This is a genomic window from Nocardia sp. NPDC004604, from assembly GCF_040609795.1.
Classification (GTDB): domain Bacteria; phylum Actinomycetota; class Actinomycetes; order Mycobacteriales; family Mycobacteriaceae; genus Nocardia.
This window is the reverse complement of sequence record NZ_JBEXLC010000182.1, coordinates 1-16622: the sequence shown is the minus strand read 5'-3', so window position 1 is coordinate 16622 and position 16622 is coordinate 1. Positions and strand designations below refer to the sequence as shown.

6 protein-coding genes are annotated in these 16622 nt (G+C 62.7%); all 6 read left to right on the top strand.

Going from position 1 to position 16622, the window contains the following annotated elements; genetic code table 11:
- The first annotated feature begins 9 nt into the window (after positions 1-9).
- The 6 genes from ABZW16_RS38530 to ABZW16_RS38505 all read left to right on the top strand — a co-directional run bounded on the left by ABZW16_RS38530 (position 10) and on the right by ABZW16_RS38505 (position 15886).
- Positions 10-4815 (top strand): SDR family NAD(P)-dependent oxidoreductase, encoded by a 4806-nt coding sequence (locus tag ABZW16_RS38530; RefSeq protein WP_354961079.1) that lies wholly within the window; start codon positions 10-12, stop codon positions 4813-4815.
- A 30-nt stretch (positions 4816-4845) separates the two neighbouring features.
- Positions 4846-11250 (top strand): SDR family NAD(P)-dependent oxidoreductase, encoded by a 6405-nt coding sequence (locus ABZW16_RS38525; protein ID WP_354961078.1) that lies wholly within the window; start codon positions 4846-4848, stop codon positions 11248-11250.
- Positions 11251-11554: 304 nt separating this feature from the next.
- A complete protein-coding gene (locus ABZW16_RS38520) occupies positions 11555-12736 on the top strand; it encodes a cytochrome P450 (protein WP_354961077.1) in 1182 nt (393 codons plus the stop codon).
- Positions 12737-13101: 365 nt separating this feature from the next.
- On the top strand, positions 13102-14046 hold the full coding sequence (locus tag ABZW16_RS38515) for a cytochrome P450 (protein WP_354961076.1): 945 nt from the start codon (positions 13102-13104) through the stop codon (positions 14044-14046).
- 178 nt (positions 14047-14224) lie between these two features.
- Positions 14225-15079, top strand: coding sequence for an SDR family NAD(P)-dependent oxidoreductase (locus ABZW16_RS38510; protein WP_354961075.1), 855 nt, complete (start codon positions 14225-14227; stop codon positions 15077-15079).
- Positions 15080-15280: 201 nt separating this feature from the next.
- On the top strand, positions 15281-15886 hold the full coding sequence (locus ABZW16_RS38505; protein WP_354961074.1) for a PaaI family thioesterase: 606 nt from the start codon (positions 15281-15283) through the stop codon (positions 15884-15886).
- Positions 15887-16622: the final 736 nt, after the last annotated feature.

Genomic DNA, 16622 nt, shown 5'->3' with positions numbered 1-16622 from the left:
TGGCTCGGCATGGGACACCAACTACTGCAGACATCACCAGTATTCGCCGAACGGGTCACAGAGTGTGCGCGCGCCTTCGAGCCGATGGTGCGGTGGTCGTTGATCGATGTGCTCGACGGAACCGCCGAACCGTCGCTGCTGGAGCGGGTCGATGTCGTGCAACCGGCTCTGTTCGCGGTAATGGTGTCACTGGCGGAACTATGGCGCTCCGTCGGTGTCAGACCCGACGCGGTCGTCGGGCACTCTCAAGGTGAGATCGCCGCGGCATACGTGGCAGGGGCGATCTCGCTGCAGGATGCCGCACGGATCGTGATCTTGCGCTCACAAGCGCTGACCCAGCTTGCGGGCCGGGGTGGAATGGCCTCGGTGTCGTTGCCGGCCAAGTCGGTCCAGGGACTGTTGACCGGATACGAAGGATTGGGTCTTGCCGCAGCAAACGGGCCGACCACAACCGTGGTCTCCGGCGACATCGAGCAACTCGGGGCTCTTCTGCACCAGTGCGAACGCGACGGTATCCACGCCCGCCGCATCGCAGTGGACTATGCCTCCCATTCGCCCCAGGTCGAAACGCTCGAAGAACAACTCCTCGAGGCATTCGGTGGAATTCAGGCCCGGTCGGTTCCGATCGCGTTCTGCTCCACTGTGACCGGCCAGATGCTCGACACAGCCGAACTGGACAACACGTACTGGTTCCGGAATCTGCGGCAACCCGTACGATTCGACCAGGCCCTGGACCTGCTGCTCGACCAGGGGTACACCACCTTCGTCGAGGCCAGCACGCATCCGCTGCTGACGATCGGGATCGAGCAGGCCTGCGATACGGCCGGAATCGACCGCGCGGTGGTCGTCGGGTCACTACGCCGGGACGAGGGCGGGCTGGACCGGCTCCTCCACTCCGCCGCAGTGTTGTATGCCGCCGGAGCAAGGATCGAGTGGCCGACGGTATTCACCAGCGGCAGGCAGCAACAGCGCGCACTGGCGATAGTCGCGTTGCCGACCTATGCATTCGACCGCCGCCATTACTGGCTCACTGCCGGTCCTGGTTCCGGAGATTTGTCCGCCCTCGGCCTGGAGAGGGCCTCGCACCCGCTCATGGGCGCGGTTGTCGAATCACCCGACACCGGCGCGGTGATCATCACTGGGCGCGTGTCCTCGAGCAGCGAGCCATGGCTGGCCGACCATGCTGTCACCGGTGTGGTCATCCTTGCGGGTACCGGTTTCCTGGAACTGGTGCTGCAGGCCGGTCACCAGGTCGCATGCCCGCTGGTGCGGGAACTGACCCTGATCACACCGCTGGTCGTGCCTGTCCAGGGCGGAGTGCAGATCCGTGTGGTGGTGGCAGGTCCTGACAGAAGCAGTGACGACGTCGCTGACGGTGAGCGTGCAGTGACGGTGTTCTCCCGAACCGACACCGAAACTGGCGCGTGGATCCTTCATGCGCAAGGTGTGCTGAGCCCAGTGCTGCCTGCCCCCGAAACCGGGGAACTGGCAGGTGCGTGGCCTCCCGCCGGTGCGGTCGCTGTCGAGATCGACGACGCCTACGACCAGCTGACTGCGATGGGCCTGGAGTACGGTCCACAGTTCCGGGGACTGCAAGGACTGTGGCGGCGTGGGCAGGAACTGTTCGTAGAGGCCCAGCTCCCCGACCCTGATGTTGCGGCCCGATTCGGGATGCATCCGGCACTGCTGGACGCGGTGCTGCAGGCCATACCCTTGGCCGACGGTCCCACCACCGAGCACGGGGTGGGGTTGCCGTTTGCATGGCAGCAGGTGAGCCTGCATACGACCGGTGCCCCGAGACTGCGGGCACAGATCGCCCGCGGACCCGGCGGCGAGGTCGCCCTCACCGCCGTGAACGCCCTCGGCGAACCTGTGCTCAGTGCCGGATCGCTGGTGATGCGCCCGATTGAACCCGGCCAACTGGCCAGCATCTCGGTCACCGGATCCGACCCCCTGCACCTCGTGCACTGGATCCCGGTGCCTGACACCGGGGCGCTGGCGGAGGTGGCGGCGGCATGGTTCACCGACGCCGAGGATCTCATCACCTGGCTCGAGAGCGGGTACGACACTGCCGAGATCGACCCGCCGACGGCCGTGGTGCTGGATTTGCACCGCAGCCATCCCGGCGAGTCGGACTTGCTCGCGGGGACACATGCGCTCACGCACGCGGTGCTCCGACTACTACAGGCATGGTCGAGTACTCCGTGGCGCTCGACCGCGGCCACCCTGGTGGTAACGACCCGCGGCGCGGTCACCGTCGCCGGCGACGACGAGATCACCGACCTGCCCGCGACTGCGGTATGGGGTTTGGTCCGAACGGCCCAAACCGAAGACCCCGGGCGCCTTGTAATCCTCGACACCGACACCGGTCTCGACGCGGCGGCCCTGACCCGGGTATTGGCTTCGCACGAGCCCCAGACCGCGCTACGTGACGATGTCCTCCACGCAGCACGACTGGCACCCGTCCGTGAGCAGCAGCTGCTGGAAATCCCCAGCTCGCGGCATTGGCGGCTCGAGGTCACAGCCAAGGGCACGCTGGATGGCCTGACACTGAAGAAAGACCCGCGCCCGCACGAGAGCCTGAGCTCAGGGCAGATCCGTGTCGCAGTCAAAGCTGGAGGCTTGAACTTCCGTGACGTTCTGATCTGCCTGGGCATGTACCCCGACGCCGACGCCGTGATCGGTTCCGAAATAGCAGGCGTCGTACTGGAAGTCGCTCCCGACGTCACGACCCTGACACCTGGCGACCGTGTGATGGGACTGGCCGACGGTGGTCTCGGCCCGACCGCGACCACCGATCACCGATTGGTCGTGCGCATACCCGAACGCTGGTCGTTCGCCGACGCGGCGGCAGTACCAATAGCGTTTCTGACCGCCTACTACGCGCTTGAGGACCTAGGCAAACTACAGCAAGGAGAAAAGCTCGTCATCCACGCTGCCACCGGCGGTGTGGGAATGGCGGCAGTTCAACTGGCTAGACATTGGGGGGCGGAAGTATTCGCAACCGCCAGCCAAGGCAAATGGGACACCCTGCGAGGCATGGGGTTCGACGAGGCGCACATAGGCGACTCGCGTTCGCTGGCATTCGGAAAAAAATTCTCGGCGGCCACCGGCGACGCCGGAGTCGATGTTGTGCTGAACTCCTTGGCCGGTGATTTCGTCGATACCTCGCTGGACCTGCTGGCGAGCGGTGGTCGCTTCGTCGAGATGGGGAAAACCGACATCAGGGATCGAGACTCCCTCGCCACCGAATATCCCGACGTGCGCTACCGGGCATTCGATCTCCTGGAGGCAGGCGCCGAGCGGATCCAGGAGATGTTCGCCCATCTCGTCGAGCTGTTCGAGGCCGAGGTCTTGCACCGGCTCCCGGCGCGCACCTGGGACATCCGCAGAGCACCCGACGCGTTGCGGTTTTTCAGCCAAGCCCGGCAGATCGGCAAGATCGTCCTGACGCTCTCCGAGGGACCCGTGAGCGGGCAACCGATCACGGGCATCGGCGGCGGGACGGTGTTGATCACCGGCGGGACCGGCGTGCTGGGTGCAGCGCTTGCCCGGCATCTGGTTGCGGTGCACCGGGTCCCCTCACTGGTGCTGGTGTCGCGGCGGGGTATGGCAGCCGTCGGCGCCGTGGAGCTGATCGCGGAGCTGACCGAATTGGGCGCCCACATCGAAGTCGTTGCCTGTGATGTGTCGGACCGGGCCGCGCTGGCGGTGGCGCTGGCGGCGGTTCCCGACCGGTTCCCGCTGACGGGTGTGGTTCATGCCGCGGGAGTGCTCGACGACGGCACGGTCGAGGCTTTGACCCCCGCACGGATCGACACCGTGCTGGAGGTGAAAGCCGATTCGGCCTGGCATCTGCACGAGTTGACCCGTGAACGGGATCTGGCGTTGTTCGTGCTGTATTCCTCCATCGCGGGTGTGCTCGGCGGTGCTGGACAAGGCAACTACGCGGCAGCGAACGTGTTCCTCGACGGGCTCGCCGAGTACCGGCGAGCGCGAGGGCTGGCCGCGACCTCGATCGCATGGGGATGGTGGGCTCCAGAGACCGGGATGACGGGACATCTGACCCGCACCGACACCACGCGCATGAACCGCGGTGGACTGGCGGCGATGACCGTCGAACGAGGGCTGGCGCTCTTCGATGCTGCGGTCGTTCAGGAACGGGCCACCGTCGTCGCGGCACAGCTGGACGTCGCCGCGCTGGGCGAGCAGGCGCGAGCAGGCACACTCATGCCGCTGCTGCAGGCGCTGGCGCCTCGGACCCGGCGTGCCGGCCGCAACACGGGCAACGAGCTGCGGTTGCATCACCGAATCGCCGGGCTACCGGAATCCGAACAGCTGCAGCTGATCTCGCAGGCGGTGCGAGCACATGTCGCGGCCACTCTCGGATACCTCGAACCCGAGGCCATCGATGCTGGCCGCAACTTCCGCGATCTGGGTTTCGATTCGCTCAGCGCTGTCGAGGCGCGCAATCGGCTCAACAAAGATACCGGGCTGAAGCTACCCGCGACCCTGGTCTTCGATCACCCCACCCCCGAAGCAGTTGCCCGCCACATTCACCACGAATTGGCGGCCATCGAAGAAACCCCTTCGCACGGTGGGATTTCCCTCTCGCTGAACGTGATCGAAAAAGAGCTCCGCAGGCACTTGCGCGACAACCTGAAAACCGCTGAAACACGTGCTCTGCTCGGCAGATTGATCGCGCTCGAGGAAAGAAACCCTCTACAGGAGAACCGGGAGGAGGTCCGCACCGCTCTGCAGACAGCCACCGAAGACGAGCTCCTGAGTTTCATCGAAAACCAGTTGAAGAACTAGACACCTGAACTTTGTGGCGAGGAGCTGTACATGGCGGCGGAAAGCAAGATCGTCGAGAATTTGAGATGGGCAACTTCTGAACTCTACGAAGCCAAGCTCAAGCTACATGCGCTGACATCGGAGCCTGTTGCGATTGTGGGTGTGGGGTGTCGGTATCCGGGTGGGGTGTTTTCGCCGGAGGATTTGTGGGAGGTGGTGGATCGGGGGCGGGATGTGGTGTCGGGGCTGCCGGTCGATCGTGGTTGGGATGTGGAGGGTTTGTTCGATCCGGATCGTGCGGCGGTGGGTAAGTCGTATGTGCGGGAGGCGGGGTTTCTGGAGGCTGCCGGGTTGTTCGATGCGGGGTTTTTCGGGATCAGTCCGCGTGAGGCGTTGGCGATGGATCCGCAGCAGCGGGTGTTGTTGGAGACGGTGTGGGAGGCGCTCGAGCGTGCCGGGATCGATCCGCTGAGTTTGCGTGGCAGCGATACCGGCGTCTTCGCCGGCGTGATCAACCACGCGTATGGCGTGGGCGCAGAAGACGGCGCTGCAGTCGAGGGTTATCTGATGACAGGCACCACTTCGAGTGTGGTGTCGGGTCGTGTGTCGTATGTGTTGGGGTTGGAGGGTCCTGCGGTGTCGGTGGATACCGCGTGTTCGTCGTCGCTGGTGGCGTTGCATCAGGCGGTGGCGGCGTTGCGGTCGGGGGAGTGTTCGCTGGCGTTGGCCGGTGGTGTGAGTGTGATGGCGACTCCGGGGATGTTTGTGGAGTTCTCCCGGCAGGGTGGGCTGGCAGGTGATGGGCGGTGTAAGTCTTTCGCTGATGCCGCTGATGGCACCGGGTGGAGCGAGGGTGCTGGTGTGCTGGTGCTCGAGCGGCTCTCCGAGGCTCGGCGTAAGGGTCATCAGGTGTTGGCGGTGGTGCGGGGCAGTGCGGTCAATCAGGATGGTGCGTCCAACGGGCTGACTGCGCCCAACGGTCCTTCTCAGCAGCGGGTGATCCGCAAGGCGCTGGCCAATGCTGGGTTGAGTGCCGGGGAGATCGATTTGATCGAGGCGCACGGCACCGGCACCACTTTGGGGGACCCGATCGAAGCCCAGGCCTTGCTGGCCACTTATGGCCAGGATCGTGAGCGGCCGGTGTGGTTGGGGTCGATCAAATCGAATATGGGTCACAGCATGGCCGCGGCCGGGGTGGCCGGGGTCATCAAAATGGTCGAGGCATTGCGTCGTGGTGTGATGCCCCGCACGCTGCATGTCGATACTCCCTCCACTCGGGTGGATTGGGGGTCGGGGAAGGTGGAGCTGCTCACGCAGGCCCGTGACTGGGATGTGCTGGACCGGCCCCGTCGTGCGGCGGTGTCTTCGTTCGGCATCAGCGGCACCAACGCTCACGTCATCCTCGAACAGGCACCGGCAGAACCTGGCGAGGAGGAAACCGGAAACGGCATCGCCGATCCTGAGATCGATGTCGCTGATCTGGGTGTGGTGCCGTGGGTGGTCTCGGCGCGCAGCCAGCAGGCGTTGTCCGGGCAGTTGCAGCGGCTGGCCGATTTCGTCGTGAGCAGTGAGCAGCGTGGGACCGAGCTCGATGTGGTGGAGGTGGGGTGGTCTTTGGTCGCCACCCGTGCCGAGTTCGAGCATCGTGCTGTGGTGTTGGGTGCCGATCGGCAGGAACTGCTCGCGGGGCTGACGGCGTTGGCTGAGGGGCAGGACGCATCGAACACGGTGCGTGGCAACGGTTCTGGGCACGGCAAGACCGTGCTGGTGTTCCCCGGCCAAGGCGCACAGTGGCTCGGCATGGGACACCAACTACACGCCGAGTTCCCCGCATTCACCCAGGGCTTCGATGCAGCAGTCACCGAACTCGACCGGCACCTGCCCACCCCTCTGCGCGAGGTTTTGTGGGGTGATGACGAGCAGCTGCTCAACCACACGATGTACACCCAGGCTGGCCTGTTCGCGGTAGGGATCGGTGTGTGGCATCTGTGGCGGGAGTGGGGCTTGCGCCCTGACTTCTTGACCGGGCACTCGATCGGTGAGATCGTCGCCGCGCAGGTTGCTGGCGTGCTGTCGCTCGAAGATGCAGCAGTGCTCGTCGCCGCGCGTGGCCAACTGATGCAGGCCCTGCCCGAGGGCGGCGCAATGGCTGCAGTCCAGGCCTCTGCCGAGGAAGTCAGCGAGCTGCTGAGCGATGGGATCGATATCGCCGCGATCAACAGTCCGGGCTCTGTGGTCGTTTCCGGGGTACGCGAAGAGGTCGCGGCAGTGGTGGACCGGCTGCGGCAGGCCGGTCGCCGGGTGAACTGGCTCCCAGTCTCGCATGCCTTCCACTCGCCGCTGATGGAACCGATGCTCGAACAGTTCGCCACGGCGATCGAAAAACTGTCGTTCACCGAACCTGCGATCCCGGTCGTGTCCAACCTCGACGGACGGCCCGGCGGCGCCCGAATGGCCACCCCCCAGTACTGGGTCGAGCATGTGCGGCGCAGCGTGCATTTCGCCGAGGGCATGCAATGGCTACGACAGGCAGGCGTGGGCCGGTACGTGGTGGCCGGACCTGACGGCGGATTGACCGCGTTGATCCACCAATGCGTCGAATCGGCCATAACCACCGAATCACCCGCCCCGGCGACCGTAGTGCCGGTTCTCCGAAAAGCTCGCTCCGAAACCGTCTCCGCGCTCACCGCAGCCGCGGCGATCGACGTCGCAGGGAACGGGATCGACTGGCCGGCGGTATTCACCCGGGGCGCGCGGCAGCCGCGCCCACGCGCACATGTGGCACTGCCGACCTATGCGTTCCAGCACCGTCACTACTGGCTCGACAGCCCTACCCTTCGAAGTACTTGGTTCGTCGGCACCGATGTTTCCAGGATCGATCGGGAGCGCGGACTGGTTCCACTGCTCACCCGTGCTCACCCGCTGCTCGGGGCCGCGGTGGCGTCCCCGGAAACCGGCGGGGTCGTGGTGACGGGCCGCCTGTCACCGGCGATCCAGCCGTGGCTGGCCGACCATGTGGTGGGCGGGGTGGCGCTGCTGGCGGGGACCGGATTCGTGGAGCTGGTCTTGCGCGCGGCCGAGGAAGTGGGCTGTGTTCTTCTACGAGAGCTGACATTGATGGCTCCACTGGTGCTGTCCGACAACCGCGGAGTCCAGCTGCAGGTGCAGGTGGGAGGTGCCGACGAATTCGGCTGCCGGGCGGTGTCGGTGTATTCCTGCACCGAAGCCGACAACGCTGTGTGGATCCTGCATGCACAAGGTGTGCTGGGCGCGGAGACTCCCCTCCACGGGGATGCGGAATTCGCGGAATGGCCTCCGCAGGGTGCAGTGGCCGTGCCCATCGACGGGTTGTACGACCGGTTGACCGGTACGGGGTACGAGTACGGTCCGGTGTTTCGAGGACTGCAGTCGGTGTGGCGGCGTGGGGACGATCTGTTCGTGCAGGCTTCGGTGAGCGGAGCGGTCACCGAAGCCGAACAGTTCGGGTTGCACCCGGCGCTGCTGGATTCGGTGCTGCATGCACTGTTGCTCGAGGGCGAAGGTGTTGCTGCGGGAGAAGTGATGATGCCGTTCGCATGGCAGAACGTGTCACTGTATGCGGCCGGAGCGTCATCGGTGCGGGCCCGGATCACCCAGCTCGCCGGTGGTCGCGTAGCGATCGACGTGAGCGACGAGGCGGGCCAACTGGTGTTGCAAGCGCAGTCGTTGACGATGCGGCCGCTGCCGCCCGGACAGTTGACCCCGCCACGAGCGCGAGGCAGATTGCATGCCTTGCGCTGGACCCCCGTGGGCGGGTCGATGCCCGGAACACCCTCACAGACCTTCAAGTCCCACATTCATACCGTGCCGGACGCTGAAACCTTGCTTTCCTGGATCCGCGACGAACCAGTGGACATGCCGTCGGTTGTGGTGCTCGACAGTCAGAGAGCCGGAACTGGCGCAGAGGACATTCCGGACCGGCTGCGTGCAGCGACCGCTGATGCATTGGCAGTGACGCAGGTGTGGCTGGCGGCTACGCAGTTCGCGGCAAGCACTTTGGTGGTGCTAACGCGTGGCGCAGTGGGGCTGGTCGGCGAAACCATCACCGACTTGCCGGGATCGGCGATCTGGGGATTGTTGCGTTCGGCGCAGTCAGAACATCCGGGGCGGATCGTGCTCGTCGACACCGAGGTCGATGCCCGGTTCGAGGAGACCGCCCTGTCGGCAGTATTGGCATCAGGGGAACCCCAGATTGTGCTCCGCGCCGGTGTCCTGCACAAAGCCCGCCTGACCGAAATACCCGACCAGCCTCGGCGATCCCACAGTGCGATGCCCGCAGGGCCGCACAGCGCGGGCTCCGACGTGGGGGCCACCTCGGCAGGCGGGACCGTGCTGGTGACCGGCGGGACGGGCGAAATCGGAGCGCAACTGGCCCGGCATCTGGTGGTCAAGCATCGGGTCAAGTCACTGGTGCTGGCCAGCCGCCGGGGTGCGGCCGCGGACGGGGCAGTCGAACTGGCCGCGGAGCTGACCGAGTTGGGTGCCCTGGTGACCGTGGTGGCATGCGACGTGTCGGATCGCGATGCGGTCGCGGCCATGGTGGCAGCCGTTCCCGACCAATTCCCTCTGCAGGGCGTAATACATGCCGCCGGAGTCCTCGATGACGGTATGGTCGAGTCTCTGACACCGGATCGGCTGAACACGGTACTGGCGGGCAAAGCAGACGCTGCCTGGTATCTGCACGAGCTGACTCGCGACATGGACCTGCGAGTCTTCGCGCTCTGCTCCTCGGCAGCGGGTGTACTGGGAGGAGCTGGACAAGGCAACTACGCCGCAGCAAATGTCTTCCTAGACCGATTGGCCGAACATCGGCGAACAACGGGATTGGCCGCGACATCGATCGCCTGGGGACCGTGGACCTCCGGCACCGGGATGGCGGGCAGTCTCGGCGACACCGGTCTTGCCCGGCTTCGACGGAACGCCTTCCTGAGCATCTCGCCCGAGCAGGGTCTGGAAATGTTCGACCTCGCGGTCACACAGGACCGTGCCGCAGTGGTCGCGGCACCGATGGACCGGGTCGTGTTGGAAAGGCATGCCAGGGCCGGGTTACTCGTCCCCGCGCTGCGTGGACTGACCTCGAGCACCCCTCGCCTCTCGGCGGGGGAAACCGCGCCTACCCGAGAAGAGGGGCTCTCCCTACGAGGGAAGATATCCGCGATGGCCTCGGCCGAGCGGCTGCCGATATTGGTCGATATGGTGCGAAATCAGATAGGGGTCGTGCTCGGTCATGACAATCCCCACGACATCGACCCCGAGGGCAACTTCCGAGAGTTGGGATTTGACTCGCTGACCGCAGTCGAAGCTCGCAACCAGCTCAACGGCGTTACGGGATTGCGCCTGCCCACGACCCTGATCTTCGACAACCCTACACCGGTTGCTCTGGCCCGCTACATCCTGCACGAACTGCTCGCAGCCTATACGGACATCGCGGAAATCCCGACGCGGGAATCGGTTCCAGAGCCGGTCGAACCGCCAGTGGACACGGAGCGCGAACACCCGAATCCTACGGTGGCAGAACCCGCGGCCCCGTCGGAGACGATTGTCGGCATCGTCCGGCAAGCTATCGCGGACAACAAGTTCCGAGACAGCCTCATGTTCCTGCACTCGGCTGCGAAGCTCCGTCCGATGTTCGACCACCCCATTGCCGGGATACCGGAAGGCATCGGGATAAGCGGTGGTTCTCCCCACAGCACCGGCGGGGACGTTCTGCCACACCTGGTGATGATCTGCACCCCAGCCTTCCTCGGTGGATACATCCAATACATCATGCTCGCCACTCACCTGGGTGCTCAGCGACGTGTCTCGGTTGTTCCGCTGCCGGGATTCAACCCGGGTGAACCGTTGCCCACCTCTCTCGATGTCGCCATCGACAGTCTTGCCAAAACAGTTCTCGATACGGTGGGGGACGACGAGTTTGTCATCGGCGGCCTGTCGGCGGGAGGAAACATCGCCCATGCCACGGTGACTCGACTGATGGAACAGGGCAACACCCAGCTGCAGGGCCTGATCATCCTCGATTCTTTCATCTCGCCAGAAGCGAACAGGCTTCTCACCGACGGCATCGGAAGCCAGCTGCTTGAGATGGACACGGTGCACCCTGAATTCGCTGGCTTCACTGTGTCGCGATTGACTGCTCTCGGGTGGTGGCTCGAGCTTCTACTGCACATCGAGAATAAGCCGATTCGATGTGCAACGCTGTTCGTCAAGTGCACGGTGCCTATGGACGGAGTCGGCGAGTGGCCTCTCGAAACATGGTCGACACGCCAATCGGTTCAAACCTTGGATATCCAACATTTCCAGCTATGTGGTAGCGAAGCTCAAAAAACGGCGCAGGTGGTCGACCGCTGGCTTACCCAGCTGAACGCAAAAGAAGACACAGAAGCAGAATCGACTGCTGAAGCGTTGGAGAATCCATGATTCAGCCTCAATCTTCGCTAGGCCAAAGACCCGGCGAAAGATTGCCATGGTTGTTCGGTGGCCGACTGCGTGCGGCCGACGCGAGTCGGATCGGTAAGGGCTCTTGCCGGTCCAGCCGCTTTCGGTATCCGCATCAGCCGTGGTTAGGAGATGTCACCCCTGACAGCTTTATGCCACAACAAACCGGTCTCCTCACCTTCTATCACAGATACGATGACAAACGACCTGTATATTAATGAGAGGTTTTCGACGTGCCAAATGAAAATCAGGTACCAAATATGCGCCGACGTCGGAAGAGGGCGGCGTGATACCCGCGTTTCCTTTCGAATTCGACGGGGTCAATCCTCCGCTTGAATATGCCGACCGGCGAGCGCAATGCCCGCTCGGGAAAGTGCGGCTCGTCAGTGGTCACGATGCCGTTCTCGTCGTCAAATATGACGACGTCTCCGTCGCCCTCGCGGATACGCGACTCAGCCACGACCTTCATGCCCCCGGTTCGCCGCGGTTCGTTCCCGGGCCTAGCCATTACGATCAGTCTCTCCCCAACATCGAAGGCGAGCAGCATCGCCGGTACCGGCGAATCGTCTCGCCTACCTTCACGCGACGCAATATTGAACGTTGGAATCCGGTAATCGAGCAGATTGCGATCGATCTGCTCGATAAGATCTCACAAGCGGGTCCACCGGTAGATATTGTGTCGGCATTCTGCCTCGAATTTCCGACACGAGTATTTTGCCGGGTACTGGGTATCCCCGACGGGGATTCCGCGCGCTTCAGCGAATGGTCGAACGCATTCGTCTCCAGCTCATCGTTGAACGCGGCGAAGCGAGCCCAGCTGATCACTGAATTCTCAAACTACATGTGGGAACTAGTGACGCGCAGGCGGTCCGATCCGGGTAACGCTCTCATCGACGATCTAATCGCAGCATGTGAGGGCGAAGACCACCTGAACGACGTCGAGCTGGTCAGCTCGGTAATGGGCCTTATTGCGGCGGGAACAGAGACCACTGCCAACTCCCTCGGCCGCTTCGTGCTTACGTTGCTTGGAAACGGACGGGAGAAGTGGGAAGAACTGTGTGCGAACCCTGAGCTCATCCCTGCTGCGGTCAACGAATTGCTCAGAGTGGTCGTTCTGAGCCAGTTCGGCCAGCTGAGGCTGGCTACTGAGGAGGTCGAACTGCCCTCCGGACGGATCGAAGCCGGTACGGCTGTTGTCATTTCGTCCAACTCGGCGATGCGGGACGAGACAGTCTACCCGAACGCAGACGAGATCCAATTCGGCCGCAGCGGCCCACCGGTGCTGGCCTTCGGGCGAGGTGCACACACGTGCTTGGGTATGCATCTCGCCAAGGCCGAACTGGGGATCGCACTTCGGCTCTTGACCGAGCGCTTCCCAGGGCTCGCCACGGAGGCCACCGTCGGCGAGCTGAGTTTCTCCGATGGCACGATGCAAAGTTCGCTGCTTGCGCTTCCCGTGACCTGGTAAGCCGTCAAGCGCGAACCAGCAACCCGGCAACACGGTGCACTTGTGGCGAGCATCAGCAGAACCGGTATTGAACGCAGGCGGTCGCTTCCGTTACTGGTCGCTCGATTGATCACATGTTCGACGGGCGATTGCCCGCATCGCTGATTCACGCCGGAAATTGGACCTAAAGATTTTCCCAGATAGAATTGAGGACATTGATGAAGCGATCGTCAAGCCCAGCCGGGGCGCCCGCCTGGCTAGCCGTTCAATATCGCACCGTAAAGGAACTGTTCGCAGATTCGAGGCTCAGCCGATTCTCTCACCCCGACTCGCATCGCGCGCCGACGTTCACCAGCTCCGGAATAATCGGATCGCCCCTACACGACATGAGTCTGGATGATTTGCGGATGAAGGTGATCCGTGAATTTATCGCGCCCTTTCTGAAGATCGAGAGGGCCCAGCATCTCCATGGGCTCGTTGTCAACGAAGTGGAGAACGCATTCCAACGGGTGTGTTCGATGGCGCCCCCGGTCGATATTCGGTCCGAGATCGCTTACCCGGTTCCTGCGGGGGTGGTTAGCACGCTGATTGGCATTCCGCGGGAGTTGCACCCGAAGGTTCGCGGACTTGCCTATGTCGCCGGAAATATCGAAAACCATGAGGTGGCCGCAAAGGCTGGCGCAGAGCTAAACAACATAATCAGCGACATCATGGACGACGGGGGGGTGAGCGGAGAGGACAGTATCATCCGGCGCATCAACCAGGCGCTGTCGGAGGGAAGGTATAGCGAGTTTACCAGAGAGCAGTTTGTGGGGACGCTCAAGGGTATCCAAATAGCTGGGCAGATGAATGCCGCGACGGCCATCGAGCGCGGAATGATCTTGTTGTTATCCGAGGGGATGGACATCAGCCGCATCTCTGCGGACTCCGAATACCTGGATGGTCTCGTCGAAGAAATCCTTCGTTGTCCGCACCCTGTCTTCAGAAGGAATTCCGGTGTTCCTCGCTATGTGAAAGAAGACATGCAAGTGGGCGACACGGCGGTGGGAAAGGGGGATTTGATCATCCTGGATTTCGAGGAGGCGAACGCAGACCCCTCGCAGTTCGATTGCCCGGAGAAATTTGATCCTTCACGCTGGCCTAATGCGCATCTAACCTTCGGATACGGTCCCCACTTCTGCCTCGGGGCAATGCTGGCGAGAATGGAGATCAGAACCGTCCTGCAGTACTTCTCTACGCGGATTCCCGATCTGCGACTTTCCGAACAGCAATTCTCTAGGTGCACCGATCAGCTCTCGGGCGGAGTAAATCGACTCTTCGTGGAATGGTAGAGACGAGCGAGAACAGTTCTCCGGCTCGACTGTGTTACTGCCGCGGGACCAACCAATGGATCGTGAAATCGGGACGAAGTTCCGAGCATGATTCTTTCGGTGCCACATGTGATGCACCGGCCGCCGGGCCGCACGGCGTGGAATTATTTCGGACGAGCAACTTCGAAGGAAGGCGATAGTGTACGAAGACAATCAAGAAGAATCCAAACGAGTGCAGGATTACTTTGCCAAAGACCTGCTCCGCGAAAAGGTGTGCGTCATCACTGGTGGCGGCACGGGGCTCGGGCGTGCCACTGCAATTGCATTTGGCGAGCTCGGCGCCCACGTGGTGGTATGCGGACGCCGGCCCGAGCCGATAGAGTCCACCGTAGATATGATACGCACCGCTGGGGGAAGCGCCTGGTCGAGCACTCTCGACATCCGGGACGACAACTCGGTGGACGACTTCATCGACCAGGTCCTGCAAAAATTCGGTCCGATCGATGTCCTCGTGAACAATGCCGGAGGTCAGTTCCACTCTCCCGCGGAGAACATCACGTCCAAAGGTTATCGCACGGTTATCGACCTGAATGTAATGGGAACATGGAACATGACCCGATCGGTCGCCGTGAAATCGATGATCCCCGGAGGCGGTGGGAGAATTCTCAATGTCACCCTGTCGCCACACAATGGCGTTCCTCTCATGGTGCACGCGGCTGCCTCCCGGGCCGCCGTCGAGAGCATGACCAAGACACTGTCGATCGAATGGGCGCGACACGGAATCACGGTTTGCGCATTGGCTGCAGGCACTATGAAGACCGATACACTGTATACGAAGTATCCGTCCGCAGTCGGGCCAATGATAGACAATGTGCAACCACTCGGTCGGCCGGGGACAGAAACTGAATGGGCCAGTTTCCTGGCGTTCATGGCTTCGAACGCTGCAGACTTCTTCACCGGTTGTGTACTCACGATGGACGGCGGGCGAGACAACTATCCTTCCGTGTTTCCGCCCCCGGGGATGCCACCCGAGATGCTCGAGGCCTTCAGATGATCGAGACTCCCCCTTTCGTCCCGATGCGGGGTTTGATGAATCCGCTGGTACCGGGTGGTGGTGCCGGAGAGCCTTTGCCGCCCGACCGTATGGTGACGAACGTCACTTGTCAATCGGCTGTTCGCAAAGTCACCACAACACGAACATGTATGGATGGTTCGAGCGTCAAATCCAGAAAATCCGGTAGGAGGATCAAGTCCTATGTCTGATTTCGGTAGTCCTTCTCCGGATCCGGCCGCGGATACACTCCGCGGAGGACCGAGTTACGGCGAGTTTATTGAACAGACACGGACGTTGATGGATCGCGTGCGTACCGCATGCCCGTCGGACGAAATTGCACTCGCCACCATTGCCGCGCTGCAAGAGATAAACTCTAGACTCGAAGAGGTGCAGGTCGACAGCTGGTCCCTGCCGCTGTGGACACGGCACGACCTTCCAGCGCAGGGAAATATCACGCTGCCCCCGTACGAGATTCTCCACCGAGATTCCGAGAGCATCAAGGCGACCGTTCGATTCCGGAGCTACCACCAGGGCGTGATGAATACCGTACACGGCGGTCACATCGGCGTGGTATTCGACGAAATTCTGGGTATGGCGGCATGGTCGGCGGTCAACACCGTCAAACGCACGGCGTACCTCAACGTCTCCTATCGAGCACCCGTGCCGCTCGAGAAGGATCTGCAGTTGCTCACCCGAGTGGAAAAGCAGGAAGGTCGCAAGACCTTCCTCCATGCAGAGCTGCGTGACGGCGAGCTATTGTGTGCGGAAGCCGACACCCTGTTCATCGCCCTGCAGGGCCAGTCCTGACCTGAGTCTCGCCGATATTGACCGCAACGTCATCGGCGCGGTCACAGGTGGCGGTGTCCGATGTGCACCGGTGGCGCGAGGAAAATGAAGGTTCGCTCTGCCCGATCTGCTGGAATACCCGCTGGGCAAGTGAGCGCTGCCGCAGAAGGTGGTTCGAATAGTTATCACGGCGAAGGGGAGAGAGGTCTGAATTGCGGAAACCTCGCTCACGTGGCCGCGAAACCGCCGATGACGAGAACACAATGATCGGGTTCAATTTCGAGCACAGGTTCTATGCGCTCGAGCAAACCAGCTGAACAGTGCCGGAGCCCCGGCGGACCCGCCGGGGCGAGGCCGTGTGCGGCGCGTGCCGTGCCTGGCCGGTGGACCCACACGCGATCAACGGCAACCGATAAAGATACCTGCTACAGCACACCGACTCGCGCCACACGGGTCGGTGTGCTTGGGCATCTGCGTCCGATCTGTCCGGCCAGCGCGCCGAAAACCGCATACCCACGCCTGCCCGTCCCGAAGGGTCGCCCCAACAGGCGATCCGCACCACGTCCGAGGTCGACGTCGAGATCGCGTCCGGTCTTCGTGGGCCAACTCGGGCAACCAGGACCATGCCGCCGCGATCATATCTTGCCTAGTGGCGGCACCCAGGGTTGTGGCAGGTTGTTGCCATTTGTTGGTGCTGTTGGTGGGGGTTGGGGCTGTAACAATTTGGCTATGCGGAGGTGTGCGTGGCGCGTTGGTG

Coding starts and splice junctions, on each gene's coding strand:
- ABZW16_RS38530 (WP_354961079.1), top strand. CDS start 10: ATGGGACACCAACTACTGCAGACATCACCAGTATTCGCCGAACGGGTC.
- ABZW16_RS38525 (WP_354961078.1), top strand. CDS start 4,846: ATGGCGGCGGAAAGCAAGATCGTCGAGAATTTGAGATGGGCAACTTCT.
- ABZW16_RS38515 (WP_354961076.1), top strand. CDS start 13,102: ATGAGTCTGGATGATTTGCGGATGAAGGTGATCCGTGAATTTATCGCG.
- ABZW16_RS38505 (WP_354961074.1), top strand. CDS start 15,281: ATGTCTGATTTCGGTAGTCCTTCTCCGGATCCGGCCGCGGATACACTC.